This window comes from uncultured Polaribacter sp., from assembly GCF_947501385.1.
Taxonomy (GTDB): domain Bacteria; phylum Bacteroidota; class Bacteroidia; order Flavobacteriales; family Flavobacteriaceae; genus Polaribacter.
The window spans coordinates 1-21,781 of the sequence record NZ_CANMVP010000036.1; the positions used below are offsets into that span (position 1 = coordinate 1).

Consider the following 21,781-nt stretch of genomic DNA (forward strand, 5'->3'; position numbering starts at 1 on the left):
ATCTCTGCGAAAAAACGCTGTGAATCTCTGTGCAATAATAAATCAAAATCCAACGGCTGCATCATCCCCACGTTTATCGGCACCCCCTTCTAATTGCCCGTTTGGTAACACTAAAATAGCATCAACACGACCAATAATTAAAGAATTTCTTTCTAAAATTTCATAGCCTAAAGACTCGAGTTTGCTTTTTATTTGTTTCGTAAAACCATTGGGTTCCATTCGAATCACATCTGGCAACCACTGATGGTGAAATCTAGGCTGATCTACAGATGCTTGCATTCCCATATCATACTCAACAACATTTAAAATATTTTGTAAAACGGATGTGATAATGGTAGAACCTCCAGGAGTTCCTATAACCATTTTTAACTTTCCATCTTTTTCTACAATTGTAGGCGTCATGGAACTTAGCATTCTTTTTTCTGGTGCAATTGCATTTGCTTTAGAACCTACTAATCCATACACATTCGGAACACCAGGCTTGCTAGAAAAGTCGTCCATTTCATTATTTAAAATAAAGCCTGCGCCTTTTACAACCACTTTAGAACCGTAACCAGTATTTAAAGTGGTGGTTACAGCAACGGCATTTCCAAACTGATCTACGATCGAATAATGTGTGGTTTCATCACTTTCATAACCTAAAATTTTTCCGTGAGAAACCTCGGAAGAAGGAGTTGCTTTCTCCCAAGAAAAACTTTCCATTCTTTTGTTAAGGTACTTCTGATCTGTTAAACTATCTATAGGAACTTTTACAAAATCGATGTCTCCTAAATAATTAGCTCTATCTGCATACGATCTTCTTTCTACTTCGGTTAATAATTGCACATATTGCGTTGAATTGTGTTCAATTTCTGATACATCATAAGGTGCAATCGATTTTAACATTTGTGCCAAACAGATGCCTCCGCTTGCAGGCAATGTCATAGAAGTAATCGTATAGTCTTTATAATTAAAAGAGATGGGTGTTCGCCAAATTGCTTGGTATTTTTCTAAATCTTCGTGCGTAATAATCCCCCCTAATTCGGTAACGTACTTTACGAATAAATCGGCTGTTTTACCTTTGTAAAATCCGTCTTTCCCAAAATCGCGAATACGTTCTAAAGTTTGCGCCAATGCTTCTTGTTTTAAAATGTCTCCGGCTGTCCATTTTTTATCAAAAACAGTTTTATAAGTATTTACTTTTTCGAACCTTTCAGTAGCATTGTTTAATGAATTTGCTTGCTTCTTTGTGATTGTAATTCCGTTTCTTGCCAAATCAATCGCAGGCTGAATTAATGCTGTAAAAGGCAAACTTCCGAATTTATCGTACACTTCAAAAACACCCGCTACAGAACCTGGAATTCCAACGGCATGCGCACCTAAGGTGCTTTTATTTTCAATTACATTACCAAGTGAATCTAGATACATATCTTTATGCGCAGTAATCGGTGCTTTTTCTCTAAAATCTAAGGCGCCTTTTGTGCCGTCATTATTTCTATACACCATAAATCCACCACCACCAATATTTCCAGCAACAGGGTATACCACTGCCAAAGCCAAATGTGTTGCAACCATCGCATCATAGGCATTTCCGCCTTTTTGTAAAATATCGGAACCTATTTTAGAAGCTTCTTCTCTTGCAGAAACCACCATGGCTTTTTCTGTGATTACACCTATGGTTTTTTCTTTTTTACAAGCATTTAAAATTGATAAAAGTGTACATAAAATAAGGAGGTGGATTTTTTTCATATGGTTCGTTTTATATTTCTTTGTCTTAATATATTAATGAATTTTAAATCTATTTTTCTTCAACGATTCGAGCTTGTCAGTTCGAGTGTTTTTTTATTGTAATGCAATGAAAATAAAAAAATGTATCGAGAACTTTTTTATAAATTAGTACGTGGTCTCGATACAATTTCTATGAAGAATCGGAATTACTACCATTGACGTGTTTATATAATTACCTGATTTCAAGTAGATTAATAGTTCTCGACTGCGCTACCATTGACGTAGCTTTTAAGTTACTGTTTTACAGATTATTAATATATGTCTGGTCGAGCGCAGTCGAGACCTCATTAAAACCTCTCGACTGCGCTCGAGGAGACATTACGTCATTCCAACCGCTTGATAAAAATTTTTTCTTGGGTCTCGAACAGACATATTTATAGACTAATTTACGTCATTATAACCGCTTGATAATTTTCTATCTCAAGTCTCGACCTGACAGAACGCTAACATTATTAAATATACCCGTTGTGCATTTTGAGCTAAATGTATTCCAAAATGTCAGTTCGAGTGATTTTTTGATAAAAAAATCGTATCGAGAACTAGTTTAGAAACGAAAATTCTTATTCTCGATACAAATTTCACTTATTTCAATCGTGAAATTCACTCGAATTGACAGAATTTATCAAAATGCACAACGGGTTAAATATATAATTTTCTAAATATTAAAAGAAACCTTAAGCGCCCAATTCTTCTAGTTTTCTATTAGAAAACGCTATTAAATCTTTAAAAAAGAGCGTAAAATCTTCCTGTAATTCTGCTTCTAAAATTTCTAAATCTTCTATGGCTAAATTCATTTGAGACTTTCCTTTGGTTCTGGTGTTCATTCCGTTTAAAACTTTGGCAATTCCTTCTTTGTATTGATAATTGAATAATATATTATATTCAATCATATATTTGATAAAATTTTGAGATTTTAAAGGTAATTCAGGAGATTTCTCATCAAATAATTTATTGATAGCATCTGTATATATAGCTAATGGAATTTCAGAATAGGTTGCCCAATTCTTGGCTAGGAAATAGTCATACAGTATATCGATAATTACACCATCATAGTGTCTGTAACGTTTGTGCAAACGACGTTTGCTTTTTCTTACAATTTCATGTGCATCTGTAAATGTGTCTATTTCTCTGTGTAAAAATATTCCTTGCTGAATCTCTTTAGAAAATCGTTCATAATTATTTCCTCTAATATGATCTGCAATAAAATTGCCGATCATAATGTCAGTATTGTTTTGTGAAAGGTATAAATGAGCTAGGAAATTCATGGAGGTAAAAGTAGTCAAAAAAGTGTTGACAATTTTTAGTGCTAGGAGTTGACAATTTAAAATTTAACTTCAAAAAATTATAGAAGAAAAGTAAAGCTCAGCAAAGAAAAAATTTACAATTAAAATCCAAGGAAATTATTTATTCTTATTTGGATGCTGTCTTGTATCAAAAACTCTTACAATATAGATATCATTTTTTCCAATCCGATAGGTGATTTTATATTGATTGATTAGAATTCTCCTGTAAATTCTTTTTAGATGTTTAAAAGATTCATCTATCTGTCCATGATTTGTAAGATCGATTTTTGAATTTAGAAGAATTTCAGGAGATGCTATTAATTTTGATGCTATTAATTTTTTTGAAATTTCAATAGCTTTTTTAGAATTGTATAATTTTAAATTAAACTTGGTCACTTTTTCCAAATCATTTGTGGCTCTTTTTGACCAAACAATAGTTTTAGTCATTATCTACCCAATTATCTAGCATCGCTTTAACTTCCGATGAATTATATACATCTCCATTCTTAATATCTTCTTCACCTTCTGCAATCATTTTATCTAATTGCTTTTGATGTTTGTATTGTTTTATAATTTGATATAAATTCTTTAAAGAGTTTTCATCCTCATTTTGGATAATCTCTAACATTTCATTTCGAATTTCTAAAGTGCTCATAACGTATTATTTTAGTAAAGATAAGAAATCTTCAATTATTGAAGTGATTTAAACTTTTCTCAATTGGCTACAAAATGCCTTTTTTCCCTTCAATTAGAAAAGTTTAAATCACTTCATTAGATGAAAACAAAAAACCACAATTAATTCTGAATCAATTTCAGAACCATTGTGGTTTTAATATATTGTAGATTCCTGTTAGAGTTTATTTTAAAAAAGTCAAAAAAAAGCAGGAGACAAATCATTTGAGTACAAAACGCACACTGCGAGTGCTAGTTATTCAACATCACTGGCATCACTAACATGGTGACTTGTTCACCTTCGTCAGTGCCATCAATAGGTGTTAAAATTCCTGCTCTGTTTGGCAAAGACATCTCAATCAATACTTCGTTAGAACTTAAATTGTTTAACATTTCGCTTAAAAAACGAGAGTTAAAACCAATTTGCATGTCATCACCTTGATAATCACAACTCAAACGTTCATCTGCTTTGTTGGCAAAATCTAAATCTTCCGCAGAAATATTTAGTTCTGTACCTGCCATTTTCAAACGAATTTGGTGTGTTGTTTTGCTAGAGAAAATAGAAACACGTCTTACTGAATTTAAGAAAGAAGCTCTATCAACCGTTAATTTATTCGGATTTTCTTTTGGAATTACCGCTTCATAGTTCGGGTATTTTCCATCAATTAAACGACAAACCAACACCACATTATCAAACGTAAATTTTGCATTTGCATCATTATATTCAATGGTTACATTACTATCTGAACCTCCTAAAATTCCTTTTAATAAATTTAAAGGTTTCTTAGGCATGATAAATTCTGCCGTTTGGTCTGCAGTAACATCTGTTCTAGAATATTTTACCAATTTATGCGCATCTGTTGCTACAAAAGTTAAACTTTGTGAGCTAAACTGAAAAAATACACCACTCATTACTGGACGTAAATCGTCGTTTCCAGCAGCAAAGATGGTTTTTGAAATTGCAGTTCCTAAAATATGTGCAGGAACAACCGTTTTACTTGGAGATGGTAAAGAAACCGCTTTTGGGAATTCATCGCCACCAAAATATGCCATGTCATATTTTCCTTGATCAGAACTAATTTCTATGGTATTGTCACCTTCGGTTTTAAACGTTAAAGGCTGATTTGGAAACGTTTTTAAAGTATCTAATAATAAACGTGCAGAAACAGCAATAGCACCTGCACTTTCACTTTCTACTTCAACTACAGAACTCATTGTAGTCTCTAAATCTGATGCAGAAACTTTTAATTGATTTTCAGACAATTCAAACAAAAAGTTGTCTAAAATTGGCAAAGTATTATTACTATTTATAACGCCGCCTAAAACTTGTAATTGTTTTAATAATTGCGAACTGGATACAATAAATTTCATGTAATGTTTTTTCTTAATTTGATTTACAAATATAATCTTAATAAGTGACTTTAAAAATTAATTTATTAACAGGTTATGAGCATTTTGTTGCCGATTTTGAAAACGTTATAATTATGTTAACAAATCCTATTTTGACGCATAAAAAACTACATTTGTTTTTACGGATATTTTTATTTTAAATTAAAAATGTCTCCTAGAGCATTATTTAAAACTGAAATATATTTCAGTTTGAAGATAAAAACGCAGTTTATGAGAGGCTATATGTAGGTCTCTTCCGAAGCTTCGGAACGCTCGACCAGACAAATTACTATCAAATTACTACAATGAAGAGAATTCTACTAATTCTATTACTATTATCGGCTACTTCTAATACGATTTTTGCTCAAAAACCTCAAAAATTAACGACCAATCAAATTTACGAAAAAATTCAAAAGCTAAATTTTTTAGGGACAGCTTTATACATTGCTGCACATCCTGATGATGAAAATACACGCTTAATTGCATATTTGGCGAACAACATAAAGGCCAGAACCGGCTATTTATCATTGACAAGAGGAGATGGTGGTCAGAATTTAATTGGTCCAGAAATTAGAGAACTGTTAGGCGTTATTAGAACACAAGAATTGTTAGCTGCAAGAAGAATTGATGGCGGACAACAATTTTTTACCAGAGCGAACGATTTTGGCTATTCAAAACATCCAGATGAAACGTTAAAAATCTGGAACAAAGAAAAAGTGTTGAGTGATGTTGTTTGGGCAATTAGAACCTTTAAACCAGATGTAATCATCAATAGATTTAATCATAGAACGCCTGGAACTACGCACGGTCATCATACAAGTTCTGCAATTTTAAGTGTGGAAGCTTTTGATAAAGTGGGCGATAAAACACAGTTTCCAGAACAATTAAAATATACAAGCGTTTGGAATCCGAAAAGATTATTTTTTAATACTTCCTCTTGGTTTTATAGAAATCAAGAAGATTTTGACAAAGCCACAAAAGGCAAGTTGACTTCTTTTGATGTTGGTGTGTATTATCCTTTAAAAGGTTTGTCTAATAACGAATTGGCATCTATGGCAAGTAGCCAGCATTTAAGTCAAGGTTTTGGACGTTTGTTAACTCGTGGAAGTCAAAAGGAGTATGTTGAGTTTTTAAAAGGCGACAAACCAAAAGATCAGACAGCTATTTTTTCTGGAATCAACACTACTTGGAATCGTTTAAAAAATGGCGGCGAAATTGGCGACATTCTATATGAAATTGAAGAAAATTTCGATTTTGTAAATCCTTCTAAACATTTACCGAGACTTTTGGAAGCCTACAAAATGATTCAAAAAATTGAAGATGCACATTGGCGAGCAATTAAAGAAAAGCAGCTCAAAGAAATTATTGAAGCTTGTGCAGGTTTGTATTTGGAAGCATCTGCAGTTAGTGCTTCAGCAACGCCAAATGCTACCATTGCTATAAATTTTGAAGTGCTAAATAGGAGTGGCGTTCCAATGGAATTGACTTCAATTACATCAACTATTGATAATAAAACAGTTTCGAAAACATTAGAGCTAACGACAAATAAGAAAATCAATTTTAAAGAAACCATTACTATTAAGACAACTCAATTTTCAGATCCTTATTGGTTACGCGAAAAAGCATCTTTAGGAATGTATGCGGTTGAAAATCAGTTATTAATTGGAAAGCCAGAAACGCCAAGGTCAGCTAAAATTGATTTCAATTTAATGATTGATGAAGTACCCATTACCATCACAAAAAATGTGGTGAGAAGATATTCAGAAAGAGACAAAGGTGAAATTTACGAACCTTTTGAGATTTTGCCAATTATCACAACAAAATTACAAGATAAAGTGCTTCTTTTTTCTGATCAAAAAGCACACAAAATTGCTGTAGAAGTTCGTGCAGGAGCAAATAATGCAAAAGGAAAAGTAAGTTTGAAAGTGCCAACAGATTGGGAGGTTTCGCCAAAAGAAATCACATTTAACATTCAACAAAAAAATGACAAACAAACCGTTGAATTTATGATTACACCACCAAAAAACCAATCGGAAGGAAAATTAGAAGTTATAGCAACTTCCAATGGAAAAACTTACAACAAAGAATTGGTGGAAATTAATTACAACCACATTCCGAAACAATCGATTTTATTAAATTCTGAAGCAAAGATTGTTCGTTTAAACATTAAAAAAGTAGGGGATAAAATAGGATATATAAAAGGAGCGGGAGACAGGGTTCCAGAAAACTTAAGACAAATAGGATATACCGTTGTAGAAATAAATCCATCAGAAATAAATGCAGAAAATTTGCATGAGTATGATGCGATTGTTTTAGGAATTAGAGCGTATAATGTAGAAAAAGAACTCAAATTTAAGCAAAAATATTTGTTAGATTATGTTGAAAAAGGCGGAAACATGATTGTACAATACAATACCAATAGAGGAGTAGCTATTGCAGCACCTTTTCCACTAAAATTGTCTAGAGATAGAGTGACAGATGAGTTTGCTGAAGTTCGAATTTTAGATAAAAACAATTCGTTGTTAAACTTTCCGAATAAAATAACAGCAGCAGATTTTGACGGTTGGGTACAAGAACGTGGTTTGTATTTTCCTGGATCTTGGGATGCAGCATACACACCAGTATTATCGATGAATGATAAAGGCGAAACGCCTAAAAATGGAAGTTTATTAATTGCGAAATATGGCAAAGGAAATTATATCTATACAGGTTTAAGTTTTTTTAGAGAATTGCCTGCTGGAGTTTCTGGAGCGTATAAATTATTTGCGAATTTATTGGCTGCTGGGAAGGAAAAGGAGTTTTAAGGTTTAAAATTTCAGGTTTCAGGTTTCAGGTTTCAGGTTTCGAGTTGGTTTTGTCATTCCTGCGAAGGCAGGAATCCATAGGAAGTAAGTTTAGATTCCTGCCCTCTTAGGAATGACGGGTAGTTGGTAAATAAGTTTAGCCCTTCTCGAAGTATCGTGAGAAACGGCATCCTTTTTTTGTTTTTCTTAAAAAAATATAGCCTTTCGTCTACGCTCAAGATAAATTACAAGCTGGGAAATAGCTTCAAAAAAATAATATAAAATGAATCATCAAAAGTACATTTGGAAAAAGGAATATACACTGGTTTTAGTGGTCAATGTAATCTATATGATTGTGTTTTATTTTATTACCAATTACTTTACCGTATAATTTATGGAAATAGCAAATAAATTACATGCAGTAGATTGGATTATTTTATCGGTAACCTTACTATTTATTGTTGCCTACGGCACCTATGTTACTAGAAAAAATAAGAACGTTACAGATTACATCAAAGGTGGAAACGATTCTAAATGGTGGACAATTGGTTTGTCTGTAATGGCCACCCAGGCTAGTGCCATTACTTTTTTATCAACTCCTGGACAAGCGTTTCATAGCGGAATGGGTTTTGTGCAATTCTACTTCGGTTTGCCAATTGCAATGGTGATTATTTGTGTGGTTTTTATTCCCATTTATCACAAGCTAAAAGTCTACACTGCTTATGAATTTTTAGAAGGAAGATTCGATTTAAAAACCAGAAGTTTAGCGGCAATTTTATTTTTAATTCAAAGAGGATTGGCAGCAGGAATTACCATTTTTGCGCCCGCAATTATTTTGTCTGCAGTGCTGGGTTGGGATTTATTAACATTGAATATCATCATCGGGTTTTTAGTGATTATTTACACCGTTTCTGGAGGAACAAAAGCCGTAAATGTTACACAAAAACAACAAATGATTGTCATTTTTATAGGAATGTTGATAGCATTTTTTATGATTATGAATCAGCTTCCTGCAAATATTACGTTTACTAAAGCACTAGAAATTGCGGGCGCGAGTAATAAAATGGAAGTGCTAGATTTTTCATTCGACTTGAGCAATAGATACACCGTTTGGACAGGTATTTTGGGTGGAACATTTTTAATGTTGTCTTATTTTGGAACGGATCAAAGTCAAGTACAACGGTATTTGTCTGGAAAATCGGTTAGAGAAAGTCAGTTAGGATTAATTTTTAACGGATTGTTAAAAGTGCCGATGCAATTTTTTATTCTGTTGATTGGTGTGATGGTTTTTGTGTTTTATCAATTCAACCCATCTCCATTAAATTTTAATCCAGGAGCAAATGAACAAGTTGAAAAGTCAAAATATGTTGAAGAATATCAAGCCTTAGAAAAAGAACATATAGAAATTGAAAATACGAAGAAAGTATTGTTTGCTGACGGTTTTCAGGTTGAAGAAAAACAACAAATTCTAGATTTGAATGAAAGAGATTTAGCGTTGAAAGAAACATCAAAGGTAATTATTGATAAAATTGATAAAGAAAACACCCTAGATAAAATAGAATCAAATGACAAAGATTATGTCTTTATTCATTTTATATTAAACAATCTTCCAAGAGGATTAATTGGCTTATTATTGGCCGTAATTTTATCTGCAGCAATGTCATCAACAGCATCAGAATTAAATGCACTGGCAAGTACAACGGCGATAGATTTATACAAACGTAATGTAAAGGGAGAAAAGAGTGATGCACATTTTGTAAAAGCCTCTAAATGGTTCACATTGGCTTGGGGAATCATCGCCATTTCAGTAGCATGTATCGCCAATTTATTCGATAATTTAATTCAGTTGGTAAATATCATTGGTTCTATTTTCTACGGAAATGTTTTAGGGATTTTCTTACTCGCATTTTTCTTTAAAAAAGTAAATGGAAATTCAGTTTTTATAGCAGCTTTAATCACTCAAATATTAATTTGTTCCATTTATTATTTCGGAATTTACCACCTAGAATCTCAAGGTTTAGAACCAATTGTTAGTTATTTATGGTTGAATTTTATCGGATGCATTTTAGTGTTATTTTTCTCATTAGCATTTGTTTTTAAATCGATAAACAAACAAAGTAGAATTACTTTAATGATTACTTCTTTAGCAATTTTTAAAATTACTTATGATGTTTTAAATGATGTTTCTTTAAATATTATTCATGTACTTTCTTTAATAATTTTGTTTTTCTTTTTAGGATTCTTTAATATTGATAAAACAATTATAAATGAAAAATAAAACCATCAAATGGGGAATTATCGGACTCGGAAAAATTGCCCATAAATTTGCTACAGATTTAGCAACTGTAGAAAATGCAACATTGATTGCTGTTGCATCTAGAAGTCAGGAAAATGCAGATGAATTTTCTAAAAATTTCAATGCAAAAACAGCTTACCACTCTTACGCAGATTTAGCAAAAGACCCAGAAGTTGATGCTATTTATATTGCAACGCCACACAGTTTTCATAAAGAACATGCCATACTTTGTTTAGAACATAAAAAAGCCGTTTTGTGTGAAAAACCTTTTGCAATGAATTTGCAAGAAGTAACCGAAATGGTTGCCATCTCCAAAGAAAATAATACCCTTTTAATGGAAGCTTTATGGACCTATTTTTTACCACATTACCAATATGTTTTAAAATTACTCCAAAAAGAAAAGTTTGGAAAAGTAACCAAATTAGAAGCAGATTTTGGTTTTCACAAAGCTTACGACACAGAAAGCCGACTTTTTAGAAAAGAAGTTGGTGGCGGAAGTTTGTTAGATATCGGGATTTATCCAATATTTGCAGCTTTATCAACCTTAGGAGTTCCAGAAAGCATAGCAGCCAATGCTACTTTTTTTGAAAACGGAGCAGACAGTTCTTGTACTATGAATTTCAAGTATCATCAAGCAACGGCTATTTTAAAAAGCACCTTGTTAGAAGAGACACCTACAAAAGCTGTTTTTACTTGCGAAAAAGGAACTATCGAAATTAATACCCAATTTCATGCACCTTCAACAGTAACCATTACTACAAAAGAAAAAGAAGAAATAATCGATTTTGACTACAAAACAATTGGTTACAGCTATGAAATTAAACACTTTAATCAACTTGTAAGCGCTAATAAAAAGGAAAGTGATATCATGACTTTTGAATTTTCTAAAAACTTGATCAAAACTTTAGATAGGGTTAGAGAAATAATTGGTTTAACCTATTAACTCATCTTGTTTTAGGAATTCCATATCTTCTGTGTGAATAGGTTCTTTTGGCATACATATTGACTTTTATAAATAGAAAATCAATCTTTTTAAAGTTTAATTTTTTGATTTTCAGTTATTTAATAAACATAAAACAGATGTTGCTTTCTTTGTTCAAAAGAATCAATGTCAGTATGACAGATATAAAGAAGATGAGTAAACCAAAAGTAGTAAGATTAGACAATATGTCGCTTCATAGCATTTTAAATGAAGATTCTGAGTTAATTCCATTGATGACGCCAGAAGATGAAGAGATTATCAATAAAGAAAGTGTACCAAAAATTTTACCAATATTACCTTTAAGAAATACTGTTTTATTTCCAGGAGTAGTAATTCCTATCACAGCGGGCAGAGATGCATCTATTCAGTTGATAAAAGACGCAAACAAGGGCGATAAGGTAATTGGCGTAGTAGCACAGAAAAATGAAGACGAAGAAGAACCAACGTTAAAAGATGTTCATACAACAGGTGTTGTTGCACAAATTTTACGTGTTTTAAAAATGCCAGATGGCAATACAACGGTTATTATTCAAGGTAAAAAACGTTTTGAAATTGATACCATTATTCAAGACAAGCCCTATTTAAAAGCCACTGTAAAAGAAGCTATTGAAGACAAGATTATTGATGATGAAAAGGAGTTCGAAGCAATTATAGAATCTATAAAAGAACAGGCATTAGAGGTTATTAAAGAAAACCCCATGTTGCCATCAGAGGCTTCCTTTGCAATTAAAAATATAAAATCAGATTCTTTTTTGGTGAATTTTATTTCATCCAATATGGATTTAAGCGTAGCGCAAAAGCAAATAATTTTAGAAAAAGACAATCTAAAAGAACGTGCTTTATTAGCGTTGAAAAACTTAAACAAAGAGCTTCAAAAATTGCAATTGCGTAATGATATTCAGTCTAAAACCAGAGAAGATTTAGACCAACAACAACGTGAATATTATTTGCACCAGCAATTAAAAACCATTCAAGAAGAATTGGGTGGTGTTTCTAATGACCAAGAGTTAGAAGAAATGCGTGTAAAAGCAAAGACTAAAAAATGGTCAAAAGAAGTAGCAACCACTTTTGAGAAAGAGTTGAACCGTCTAAAAAGAATGAACCCGCAAGCTGCTGAATACGGTGTTCAAAGAAGTTATTTAGAGTTGTTATTAGAATTGCCTTGGGGTATTTTTACAGAAGATAAATTCGATTTAAAAAGAGCCACAAAGATTCTAAACAGAGATCATTTTGGGTTAGAAAAAGTAAAAGAAAGAATCATAGAGCATTTGGCTGTTTTAAAGTTAAGAAACGATATGAAATCGCCAATCATCTGTTTGTACGGACCTCCAGGAGTTGGTAAAACATCTCTAGGAAAATCGGTAGCAGAAGCTTTGGGAAGAAAATATGTAAGAATGTCTTTAGGTGGTTTAAGAGACGAAGCAGAAATTCGCGGACACAGAAAAACCTACATTGGTGCCATGCCAGGGCGCTTGATTCAGAATTTAAAAAAGGCAGAAAGTTCGAATCCTGTTTTTGTATTGGATGAAATTGATAAATTAGGGCAAAGTCATCAAGGAGATCCTTCTTCTGCCATGTTAGAAGTTTTAGATCCTGAACAAAATGAAGCTTTTTACGACAACTATTTAGAAGTTGGGTATGATTTATCGAAAGTTCTTTTTATTGCAACAGCGAATAATTTAGGCGAAATTCCTTGGGCTTTAAGAGACCGAATGGAAATCATTAATGTAACGGGGTATACGATTGAAGAAAAAATTGAAATCGCGAAAAGACATTTGTTACCAAAGCAATTAAAAGAACACGGTTTAACCACTGAACATTTAAAATTAGGAAAAAAACAGATTGAACAAATTGTGGAAGGTTATACAAGAGAATCTGGTGTTAGAGGTTTAGAAAAACAAGTCGCAAAAGTGGTGCGTTTTGCAGCAAAATCTATTGCTATGGAAGAAGCTTACGATATCACATTAACACATGAAGACGTCGAAAAAATCTTAGGAACGCCAAGAAACAGAGATAAATACGAAACGAATGGCGTTGCAGGAGTGGTTACAGGTTTGGCTTGGACACAAGTTGGTGGCGATATTTTATTTATAGAATCTATTTTATCTAAAGGAAAAGGAACACTTTCTATTACGGGTAACTTAGGAAACGTGATGAAAGAATCTGCTACAATTGCGTTGCAATACATCAAATCGAATGCGAAAGAATTTGGCATCAAACAAGAAATTATAGAAAAGTACAATGTACATATTCACGTGCCTGAAGGTGCCACACCTAAAGACGGACCCAGTGCTGGTATTACCATGTTAACGTCTTTAGTGTCCTCTTACACACAACGTAAGGTGAAAAATAAATTGGCCATGACAGGCGAAATTACCTTACGCGGAAAAGTATTGCCTGTTGGCGGAATTAAAGAAAAAATATTAGCGGCAAAAAGAGCCAATATTAAAGAAATAATTTTGTGTGAGGACAATAGAAAAGATATTTTAGAAATAAAAGAAAGTTATCTAAAAGGATTGACTTTTCATTATGTGTCTGATATGAAACAAGTCATAGACATTGCACTCACAAAACAAAAAGTACAAAATGCTAAGAAATTAGTGTAAGTTTTAAGTTTGAATAAAAAAAGCCTCTTTTTACTGAGTTTTCTCAATTTCTAGGGGCTTTTTTATTGAATTTGCTAAGTGATTTTTATATGCTTTGTAGCATTTCTAAAATACTAAATTAATGAAAATAAAATATTTTCTTGATGAAGAGTAAATAGCTATAAAGTATGGCATCGATGTTGTACAGAGTTTTTATTTGATATATTTGTTTTCATATTTAGCTAAAAGTATTTATATGCAATTACTTCATACAATTGAAGATGTTCATAAAGTTTTTGATACGCAAGGAAGTAGTCCTTTACTTGTTACATGTGATGATTTCAGAGATTGGGTATGTAAGTATGATAGGTTTCCTAAATATTTATTTAACGAACTTATAGCTTCGGAATTTGCAAAATTATGGGAAATTAAAACTCCAGAAACCTCCTTGATAAAAGTGAAAAGTGAGCATATTCCAAGTGAAAAGTTTCCACAATTACAATTAGGTTGGTTTGAAAAGGAATGTTTTGGTTCATTATACCTTGAAACCTCTAAAGAATTAGATCATACAATGCTTTCTATGTTTCAAGAAAAGTCTTTCAGAGATAAAATAGCTGATAAATCAGATTTTTTAAAAATTGCTTTATTCGATATATGGATTGCAAATGAAGATAGAAATCATAATAATTTTAATTTACTATTATATGTATCTCCAGAAAGAACAAATTTCTTCTACGCAATAGACCACGTGAATATATTTAATTCGAGTTTTCTTGATTACGGAATAGCTGAATTAACAGAAGATGATTCAATAATTAAAACAGATATAGCAAAAATTTTATTTGGAAAAAACAGGAAATTAACAGACATTGTAAATAACTTAATTGAAATGTTTTACATTTGTACCAAGGAATGTGAAGATAAATTAGAAGAGAAATTGAGTTTAGTTCCTGATTCTTGGCATATTGACAAGGATGTAATAAGGGAAAGAATTACAAATAATTTATTTTCTGAAGATTGGAAAAAGCAATGTGTGACCAATTTTAGAGAGTTTGTTCAATCTTTTGTAGCTAATTAAAATGAAAACAATTTATTCGATTTTATACGTAAACTTAAATACCACTCTAAATGAAAGAGTTAGTATTGGTGTAGTTGTATCCAATGGTATAAAAAATTATTTTAAATATTCTATAGAAAAGCTTTCAGCTTTTAAAGGTATTTTAAATAATGAAAGATATGGATTGATTAAAAATTATTTGAAATCCATAGAAAAGCAAATAGGTGCTTCCAGTGTGAATATTTCAAGTCAATTATTTGAAAAAAAAGAGTTTCAAAATAATTGGGTTAATGAAAGTTATTTAACATATCTTTCAAAGTATTCAAATAATATAGTTCAGTTCTCTTTACCTAAATCTATTGATGTCGAATTAAATAGTAATAATTTTAAAAGGATTTTTGAAAAATATATTTTTAGATATTCAGAAGAGATAAATGTCACTCCAATATTTAATGTTCATTCGGTCGTTAAAACACAATTATTTCCAAAAATCGAAAAAAGAGTAAATCTTGAAAAGACATTAACTTCAAATGATTTTGAAAACTTATTCGCACCTATAGATATTGATTTTATTGGTGTAAATGGAATTCCAGTTGCTGGTCAAACTATAGATTTTGAAAAAAAACACTATTATCTGGAAAATGATGTCACTCGATTTGTTTCTTTAACCAAAGCTATTGAATTAGAAGTTGATAGTAGAGGGAAGTATTTTGTTTTAGGAAGAGAGCCACAAAATAAAATAAATAAAAATCACTTTTTATGGGAACAAATCAGGGACACAGAATTCCTCGAGTTTGTTGATGTTGATGAAGTTGGAATTATCGAACAATATATCGAGAATAACAATGTGAAGCCATTCTTTGACTAAAATACATTATTATCAATTATCCGTTTTTTAAAATTTTGGCCAACGTGATATAGATATGGTATCTTTTCAATGATTGATATCAATAGTTACTGAAATAAGTTCAGCACAGTAGCGAAGTTAAAAAATTTTAATGAGAAAATAAATATCTAAAATGCTGCATTTTAAAACGCTACTTCAATTTCTTCTTTTTAGTATGGAGAATAAAAGTGGCATTTACACCAAAATGAAAGTTTCCGTCTTTGGCATTAAAATTATTTCTGGTTTGTGTGATAAAAGTATCTTCCGCAAAGTTACGAGCGTTGGTCATGTGAAATTGTAGCATTAAATCGCTCACTTCCCAATTGATCCCCACCATAAAAGCGTTGTAGGTGTCTATCGATTTCAATGAATTGGCAACATAGAAATATTCTGAAACAATAGCAGCATGACCGCCAATTTTATGTCTTCCGCCAAAACCAACAGCAAACTGACTGTTTGGATCGCCATCTAAAGAACTTGTACTTCTTTGAATAAAAGTAGGCATTATTTGTAGCGAAAGGTTAGCATTCATTTTTCTGGCAATTAACAACTGACTTGTAAATGCATATTTATCTGAAGCCGAATTACCGCCATATAAACTCGTATTTGCATTCGCTTTGTCTCTATGAGAAAATCCTTGAACAAACGTAATGCTAAAAGGCATTTTTTTAGAATTCCTACGCTGTTTAAAAATTTTGAATTTTAAAAATCCATCTGTAATTTTATCATGATTTGTATAACCAAGACCAAAGGTAAAATTATCTGTAAAAGCATAATCTAAACCATATCGCGTACTTACTACATCTGCCAAAAAACGTTGCCCTTCAAAATTAGGAATGTTCCAATATCTATTATACAAAGCAATTTCTAAAGCGCCTTTTTTTCTAGTTTCAATAGAATGCCCTAAACCCATTCTTGTGGTTTTAAAAGTTGCAATTTCATAGACGGGTTTGTCTGGGAATTCTTTTGCTAATTGGTCTAACAAATTTTGTGCGTTTGCAGAAGCCATACCTATAAAAAATAGAAAAAGGAGCTTCAAAGTAGGTTTATTCTTCATAAGGTTGGTATTGAAACTTAAATTTTAAAGAAATAGTTTTGGCAATATTACTAGATAAAATGGGTGGTATTTTAATATCGAAATCGTTGACTAAAACATCAAAATTTCCTTCTAAAGCATACGTACCGTTATTATTTTCTATTGTCGATTTTATTTCTATTTCCTTCGAAATGCCATGAATGGTTAAAGTGCCTTTTATGATTTTTGTTTGTAAGGCCACGCTAGCATCCAAATTGATGATTTTTCCTTCAAAATTAGCCTTCGGATACATGTCAGATTCAATATAACTCTCATTAAAATGCTCGTACATTAAATCTTTTTTAAACACAAAAGCGCGCATTAGCATACTTACAGCAATGGCTTCTTTTTCAATGTCTAAAATGCTTACTACTTGATTGTTTTTTGCTTCAATATTTTCTACAGAGGTGTAAGAAAAGAAGGTTACTTGTCCTTGACGTGTAATAAATTGAGATGTAGTATCGTCAAAATCTGTAAAAAAAGTAAGTAGTAAAAGAATGGGGATTAATTTATTCATTCGTTTTTAAATCTATATAACAATTCAACAAGACAACATCTTTTAAAAATCCTTTACAAATGCCTTTTATTTTTATTTCTTGATGTTTTTTTAACGTTTTTACTTTTTCTATTTGGTTTTTATCGATGTCGCAAATAATACCAGCATCATTATTTTTACTGTACAATAATACTGTAATTCTTTTATTTAAAAAAGTAACTTCTTTTACAAAACCAACTACTTCTAGAATTTTATCAACATACAATTCGTTCGATTTTTCTTCATCCGTAAGAAAAGAAGCAACCAATTCATTCGAATTTAAAGATACTTCTGAACTCACTTTTTCTAAATTCCTTTCAGGTTCAGAAAACACAACTGTCACAAAATAGAAAATGATTACCAATATTGATAATGTGACCATACTAGAAACAAAAATATCTTTTTTCTTCATAAAATCAGATTACGTAAAAGTATCAAATTATATTTTGACGTACGTAGATAAATAGTTACCGACTAAAAAAACATTTTAATCGGTAATTACCTACAATTGTCTTAATTAGTAATGGTAATAATACCGGTCATAGCACCATGAAATTCACAATTATAAAATAAGGTGTTTGGTGCTGTTGTAGGTACTGTAAATGTTATGGTACCAGAAGCTGTTCCGTTATTTGTAACGCCACCATTGTAAATATTTGCAGTTCCTGTTCCTTGTACCGATTTTATTAAAAAAGGATGTCCAGGTGTATTTACATTAAACGTGTATGTCTTTCCTCTTTGCAATGTAAAATTAGCATTGCTAACATTGGTAAGAGCATCATTATTAAAAATATAAGCAGTTGCGCCACTGTTGGTAACATCATAATTTTTTGCTACAATGGGTGTGTTGCTATTTGCACCAATATTTCCTTGGGCAATTAAAGAGCTTAGATTAGAAGCACTCAAGTGCACATTTAAATACGCATCTAAAGTAGAAAAATCTGAATATTGAATGGCTGCACCACTCTCTAATGTTGCTACTTGTGTTTTGCTAATACCAGTTTCTCCTTGTACAGGATTCAATGCAATAATAATTGCACCATTACTTCCAGCAGCGCCAGCATGAATGTGCGCAGGATGTTCATCACCCGCAGAAGTTCCGTTTAAAATGATGGCCACCAAAGTGGTTCCGTTTACACGCTCGTAAAATTTAGCAACTCCATCTATTCCTGCAACATCTTTGGTTACCAAAGGATATTCTTTTAATTCTCCTGTCAGTTCATTTTGTCCGATATCTACTTGTGCTACAAATGTTGCAACTTCAGTAGGACTTAAATGAATATTAATATAACCATTGTATTCTAATAATGTTGCGTAGGTGATTGCGTCTCCATTATCTTTCGTTTTTATATTGATACTGCTTTTTCCCGTAGTACCCTCTACAATACCTAAAGAAATTGCCACTGCACCACCTTCTACAGCAGTATTTAAATGAATATGTGCAGGATGTGTACTGCCTGCAATTGTATTTTGTAGCTCAAGTTCAATAGTGGTAGATGCATCACTCATTTCTTTAAAAGTAGCCGTTCCAGATATATTAGCATCTGTGAGCGCTTTTAGTTGGTAAACTTTTTGTGAACCAGTGGCCACAATTGCTATAGTATCTGAATCTGAATCGGAACTACAACTGATCATCACAGTTGAAAAAACCAATATAATAATGGCCGATAATTTAATTTTAATTGTTGTCATTTTTTTGTTTTTAAGATTAGTAATACACAAATGAACTTCTTTCTGTTTTATAAATAAAAAAAATAGATGTGAAAGGGAAATTGAGTTTTTAAAGAGGAAAAAAGCTAGTTAAAAAATCATGGTTTTAGGGTTGAAAGATGAATATTCTTTGTTTCATTAAAATTTAAACGTTAATTTTAGCTTTTTAAATTTCTATAATTAAGAATGAAAAAAGACAGACTTTATTTTTTAACCTTCTTATCTATTGCCGTAATTTTTCTGTTAACTGCATCTATTGCTGTTCAATATTTTATCAAAGCCAGCGCAAATCAATTAATAGAAGTTCAAGTAGAATCTAGTAAGAGAGAAGCAAATGAAGTGGCACGGTTTTTAGATTATGAATTCTCTAAAGATATTTCTAAAAAAGAGGTTGTAAAAAATACCCAAAAAGTAATTGCAGACTCTAATACAGATAGCTGGTTTATAAGTGTTTTTAATTGGAGCGGGAAAGAGGTTTGCCATCCAGATATTACAAAAGTGGGTCAAACAGTAAATTCTAACCAGACGTTATTGGCTTCTTTAGAAGAGAAAAACAATTCAGAAGATTTGTATGAACTCTTAGTAAATAGAAATGCTTCTGATGAAAGTACTTCAGAAATTATATACATTTCACCTTTAAAAAATGCCGATTTAATTGTTGCTGCAAATGTAAATATGAATCGTATTGCTGCACAAATGAATGCATTAAAAGTCAATTTTTATCTCATTTTCTTACTAATGGGAATATTGATTATTGTATTGTCTTTTTTAGCGGTACGTTTTATTGGAAGCGCTTATGAAAAACAATTAGAGTTAAAAAATTCAACTTTAACATCAGAAGTTGTAAACCTTTCTAAATTGAATATCGATTTGGCTTCTTATAGAGAAAAAGTGGTAGAAGTTGCCCAAGAAGAGGCTACCGGAGATACTACAGAAAAAGGTAAGCAAAGAATTTTAACCTATGTTAGAAATGAACTAGTTCCCATTCCTATCAAAGAAATTGCCTATATTTATACAGAAAATACCATTACTTATGTGGTGTGTTTTAACGGAAAAAGATCTACAACCAATACAAGTTTAGATGATATGCACACCAATTTAGATGCGGCATTGTTTTTTAGAGCAAACAGACAGTTTATCATTAGCATCACAGCCATCGATAAAATTATAAAATACGGAAATAGTCAGCTTAAGATTTTATTACAATCTAAAACTTCCGAAGAAATAATTATCAGTAAAAATAAAGCTGCAGAATTTAAGCAATGGTTAAATATGTAAATAGCTTATTTAAAAAAAATGATAAAATGAAAGAACTATTCAAGCCTATTTTTTCCTTTTTAAGGATTTTTTTTCCTTCTCACGAAAGTAAATTAGCGCTATAATGGCTTCATTTAGTTTCTTTACCCTATTAATTTTAAATCCAATTAAAATGAATTTCAATCAAAAAATTAGAACAACGTTCCTAATCCTTTCTTTAGGAATCTTTTTTGGCTCCTGTATTTCAAACGTTGAAGAAGAATTAGAAGAGCCACCGGTAGACGCAAAAGTATCTTTTAAGGATGCTGTAAAACCAATTATAGACGGTAGATGTATTTCTTGTCATGGTGCAGGAGGAAACTCTCCAGAATTAACAAGTTATGCAACAATTAGTGCAAACGCATCTTCTGTAAAAAATGAAGTTGCTAGTGGCAGAATGCCGCAAGGTACTACGTTAACACCAGCACAAATAAAAACCATTGTAGACTGGGTAGACGAAGGTGCTTTAGATAATTAAAATAGAGGATATGAAAACAAAAAAAATCATCATCGGAATTTTAATTTTAGGACTTTTAGGCGTGTTTGTTGCCTATAAAATGTATCACAAACCCCATGTAAATGTTGCTGATGAAAGTGCAGACATTACTTTAACAGCAAATACCATTTTAGAAGATTTTTCTTCGGATGAAACAATGGCAAATACCAAATATTTAGAAAAAATAATACAAGTAGAAGGAATTGTTTCTGAAGTAAAAACAGCAAATGAAAAAGGAATCATCACCTTAAAAACAAATGATGATTTTGCAAGTGTTTTATGCCATTTATCAACAGAAGCAACTAAAAAAATACATACCGTTAAAGTAGGACAAACCTTAAAATTGAAAGGAATCTGTACAGGTTTCTTGATGGATGTTGTACTGATTAAATGTGAATTCATCAACTAATAAAAACAAACAAAATGAAAATTATATATACCGTGTTAGCTTGCCTCTTCTTTGTAGCAATAAGTAATAGTCAAGAACGTTTTTTAACTAAAAACGGAACCATCTCTTTCTTCTCGACTTCGCCAATGGAAAATATTGAGGCAAAAAACAATCAAGTATTAAGTATTGTAGATGCTGCTAATGGACAAATGGCTATTTCTATTTTAATGAAATCTTTTATGTTCGAAAAAGCATTAATGCAAGAACATTTTAATGAAAATTATGTAGAATCAGATAGATATCCAAAAGCAACTTTTAAAGGAGATCTTTTAAATTTTGATGCGATTGGAGATTCAAAAACAAAAACACAAGTAAAAGGAAATTTAACCATACATGGTAAAACCAAAGAAATTACCATTGAAGCAACTACTTTAAAAACTGCAGATTCCATTTTAATGACGGGAGAATTCTTTGTAGAATTGGCAGATTTTGGAATAGAAATTCCTGCTGTTGTAAAAAATAATATTGCAAAGAAAATTAAAGTAAACTTTAATTTTAATCACAAACCATACAAAAAGTAA

19 protein-coding genes are annotated in these 21,781 nt (G+C 31.6%); 10 read left to right on the forward strand and 9 right to left on the reverse strand.

The features are described from left to right. Positions 1–42: 42 nt before the first annotated feature. The 5 genes from ggt to dnaN form a co-directional block, all read right to left on the reverse strand. Positions 43–1,728, reverse strand: a complete 1,686-nt coding sequence (gene ggt, locus Q0998_RS17575) for a gamma-glutamyltransferase (RefSeq protein ID WP_299672237.1) — start codon at positions 1,726–1,728, stop codon at positions 43–45. Between the two features lie 713 nt (positions 1,729–2,441). Next, a complete protein-coding gene (locus Q0998_RS17580; protein WP_299672239.1) occupies positions 2,442–2,984 on the reverse strand; it encodes an acyl carrier protein phosphodiesterase in 543 nt (180 codons plus the stop codon). Between the two features lie 183 nt (positions 2,985–3,167). Then, positions 3,168–3,497, reverse strand: a complete 330-nt coding sequence (locus Q0998_RS17585) for a type II toxin-antitoxin system RelE/ParE family toxin (protein ID WP_299672241.1) — start codon at positions 3,495–3,497, stop codon at positions 3,168–3,170. Beyond that, entirely contained in the window at positions 3,490–3,705 is a 216-nt protein-coding gene (locus Q0998_RS17590) for a hypothetical protein (protein WP_299672243.1), read from the reverse strand. The genes Q0998_RS17585 and Q0998_RS17590 overlap by 8 nt, the downstream gene beginning before the upstream one ends. A gap of 269 nt (positions 3,706–3,974) precedes the next feature. After that, a complete protein-coding gene (dnaN, locus tag Q0998_RS17595) occupies positions 3,975–5,093 on the reverse strand; it encodes a DNA polymerase III subunit beta (RefSeq protein ID WP_299672245.1) in 1,119 nt (372 codons plus the stop codon). Between the two features lie 323 nt (positions 5,094–5,416). Between dnaN and Q0998_RS17600 the strand changes: the two genes are divergently transcribed. The 6 genes from Q0998_RS17600 to Q0998_RS17625 all read left to right on the forward strand — a co-directional run bounded on the left by Q0998_RS17600 (position 5,417) and on the right by Q0998_RS17625 (position 15,682). After that, the gene (locus Q0998_RS17600) at positions 5,417–7,915 is read left to right on the forward strand and encodes a PIG-L family deacetylase (RefSeq protein ID WP_299672247.1); all 2,499 of its coding nucleotides are present in this window, start codon (positions 5,417–5,419) and stop codon (positions 7,913–7,915) included. Between the two features lie 373 nt (positions 7,916–8,288). Next, positions 8,289–10,172: a sodium:solute symporter gene (locus tag Q0998_RS17605; RefSeq protein ID WP_299672249.1), complete on the forward strand. Its 1,884-nt coding sequence runs from the start codon at positions 8,289–8,291 to the stop codon at positions 10,170–10,172. Then, entirely contained in the window at positions 10,162–11,133 is a 972-nt protein-coding gene (locus tag Q0998_RS17610; RefSeq protein WP_299672251.1) for a Gfo/Idh/MocA family oxidoreductase, read from the forward strand. The genes Q0998_RS17605 and Q0998_RS17610 overlap by 11 nt, the downstream gene beginning before the upstream one ends. A gap of 191 nt (positions 11,134–11,324) precedes the next feature. Beyond that, positions 11,325–13,778 carry an endopeptidase La gene (lon, locus tag Q0998_RS17615; RefSeq protein WP_299672253.1) on the forward strand — a complete coding sequence of 818 codons (2,454 nt, stop codon included), beginning with the start codon at positions 11,325–11,327 and terminating at the stop codon, positions 13,776–13,778. A 235-nt stretch (positions 13,779–14,013) separates the two neighbouring features. Continuing rightward, complete coding sequence (locus tag Q0998_RS17620; RefSeq protein WP_299672255.1) at positions 14,014–14,835, forward strand: HipA family kinase; 822 nt, start codon at positions 14,014–14,016, stop codon at positions 14,833–14,835. Between the two features lies 1 nt (position 14,836). After that, positions 14,837–15,682 carry a hypothetical protein gene (locus Q0998_RS17625; RefSeq protein WP_299672257.1) on the forward strand — a complete coding sequence of 282 codons (846 nt, stop codon included), beginning with the start codon at positions 14,837–14,839 and terminating at the stop codon, positions 15,680–15,682. Between the two features lie 169 nt (positions 15,683–15,851). On the opposite strand, the gene Q0998_RS17630 is transcribed toward Q0998_RS17625, so the two are convergent. From Q0998_RS17630 to Q0998_RS17645, 4 genes are all read right to left on the reverse strand, one after another. Further along, positions 15,852–16,757: a DUF5777 family beta-barrel protein gene (locus Q0998_RS17630; RefSeq protein ID WP_299672259.1), complete on the reverse strand. Its 906-nt coding sequence runs from the start codon at positions 16,755–16,757 to the stop codon at positions 15,852–15,854. Further along, positions 16,747–17,292, reverse strand: coding sequence for a YceI family protein (locus tag Q0998_RS17635; RefSeq protein WP_299672261.1), 546 nt, complete (start codon positions 17,290–17,292; stop codon positions 16,747–16,749). The genes Q0998_RS17630 and Q0998_RS17635 overlap by 11 nt, the downstream gene beginning before the upstream one ends. Next, on the reverse strand, positions 17,285–17,722 hold the full coding sequence (locus Q0998_RS17640) for a hypothetical protein (protein ID WP_299672263.1): 438 nt from the start codon (positions 17,720–17,722) through the stop codon (positions 17,285–17,287). Before Q0998_RS17640 ends, Q0998_RS17635 begins: the two co-directional genes overlap by 8 nt. 101 nt (positions 17,723–17,823) lie before the next feature. Beyond that, the gene (locus Q0998_RS17645) at positions 17,824–19,002 is read right to left on the reverse strand and encodes a CHRD domain-containing protein (RefSeq protein ID WP_299672265.1); all 1,179 of its coding nucleotides are present in this window, start codon (positions 19,000–19,002) and stop codon (positions 17,824–17,826) included. A gap of 204 nt (positions 19,003–19,206) precedes the next feature. On the opposite strand from Q0998_RS17645, the gene Q0998_RS17650 reads away from it, so the two are divergent. The 4 genes from Q0998_RS17650 (at position 19,207) to Q0998_RS17665 (ending at position 21,781) form a co-directional block, all read left to right on the forward strand. Further along, complete coding sequence (locus Q0998_RS17650; protein WP_299672267.1) at positions 19,207–20,298, forward strand: LytTR family DNA-binding domain-containing protein; 1,092 nt, start codon at positions 19,207–19,209, stop codon at positions 20,296–20,298. A 151-nt stretch (positions 20,299–20,449) separates the two neighbouring features. After that, entirely contained in the window at positions 20,450–20,794 is a 345-nt protein-coding gene (locus Q0998_RS17655; protein WP_299672269.1) for a cytochrome c, read from the forward strand. 10 nt (positions 20,795–20,804) lie between these two features. Next, positions 20,805–21,221, forward strand: coding sequence for a hypothetical protein (locus tag Q0998_RS17660; protein WP_299672271.1), 417 nt, complete (start codon positions 20,805–20,807; stop codon positions 21,219–21,221). A 14-nt stretch (positions 21,222–21,235) separates the two neighbouring features. Further along, positions 21,236–21,781, forward strand: coding sequence for a YceI family protein (locus Q0998_RS17665; protein WP_299672273.1), 546 nt, complete (start codon positions 21,236–21,238; stop codon positions 21,779–21,781).

Bases quoted from the DNA above. Each gene is read 5' to 3' on its own strand.
- Q0998_RS17650 (WP_299672267.1), top strand. From the start codon at position 19,207: ATGAAAAAAGACAGACTTTATTTTTTAACCTTCTTATCTATTGCCGTA.
- Q0998_RS17620 (WP_299672255.1), top strand. From the start codon at position 14,014: ATGCAATTACTTCATACAATTGAAGATGTTCATAAAGTTTTTGATACG.
- Q0998_RS17580 (WP_299672239.1), bottom strand. From the start codon at position 2,984: ATGATCGGCAATTTTATTGCAGATCATATTAGAGGAAATAATTATGAA.
- Q0998_RS17635 (WP_299672261.1), bottom strand. From the start codon at position 17,292: ATGAATAAATTAATCCCCATTCTTTTACTACTTACTTTTTTTACAGAT.
- Q0998_RS17600 (WP_299672247.1), top strand. From the start codon at position 5,417: ATGAAGAGAATTCTACTAATTCTATTACTATTATCGGCTACTTCTAAT.
- lon (WP_299672253.1), top strand. From the start codon at position 11,325: ATGAGTAAACCAAAAGTAGTAAGATTAGACAATATGTCGCTTCATAGC.
- Q0998_RS17660 (WP_299672271.1), top strand. From the start codon at position 20,805: ATGAAAACAAAAAAAATCATCATCGGAATTTTAATTTTAGGACTTTTA.
- Q0998_RS17610 (WP_299672251.1), top strand. From the start codon at position 10,162: ATGAAAAATAAAACCATCAAATGGGGAATTATCGGACTCGGAAAAATT.
- Q0998_RS17630 (WP_299672259.1), bottom strand. From the start codon at position 16,757: ATGAAGAATAAACCTACTTTGAAGCTCCTTTTTCTATTTTTTATAGGT.
- Q0998_RS17605 (WP_299672249.1), top strand. From the start codon at position 8,289: ATGGAAATAGCAAATAAATTACATGCAGTAGATTGGATTATTTTATCG.
- Q0998_RS17640 (WP_299672263.1), bottom strand. From the start codon at position 17,722: ATGAAGAAAAAAGATATTTTTGTTTCTAGTATGGTCACATTATCAATA.
- Q0998_RS17645 (WP_299672265.1), bottom strand. From the start codon at position 19,002: ATGACAACAATTAAAATTAAATTATCGGCCATTATTATATTGGTTTTT.
- Q0998_RS17585 (WP_299672241.1), bottom strand. From the start codon at position 3,497: ATGACTAAAACTATTGTTTGGTCAAAAAGAGCCACAAATGATTTGGAA.
- Q0998_RS17655 (WP_299672269.1), top strand. From the start codon at position 20,450: ATGAATTTCAATCAAAAAATTAGAACAACGTTCCTAATCCTTTCTTTA.
- ggt (WP_299672237.1), bottom strand. From the start codon at position 1,728: ATGAAAAAAATCCACCTCCTTATTTTATGTACACTTTTATCAATTTTA.
- Q0998_RS17590 (WP_299672243.1), bottom strand. From the start codon at position 3,705: ATGAGCACTTTAGAAATTCGAAATGAAATGTTAGAGATTATCCAAAAT.
- Q0998_RS17665 (WP_299672273.1), top strand. From the start codon at position 21,236: ATGAAAATTATATATACCGTGTTAGCTTGCCTCTTCTTTGTAGCAATA.
- dnaN (WP_299672245.1), bottom strand. From the start codon at position 5,093: ATGAAATTTATTGTATCCAGTTCGCAATTATTAAAACAATTACAAGTT.
- Q0998_RS17625 (WP_299672257.1), top strand. From the start codon at position 14,837: ATGAAAACAATTTATTCGATTTTATACGTAAACTTAAATACCACTCTA.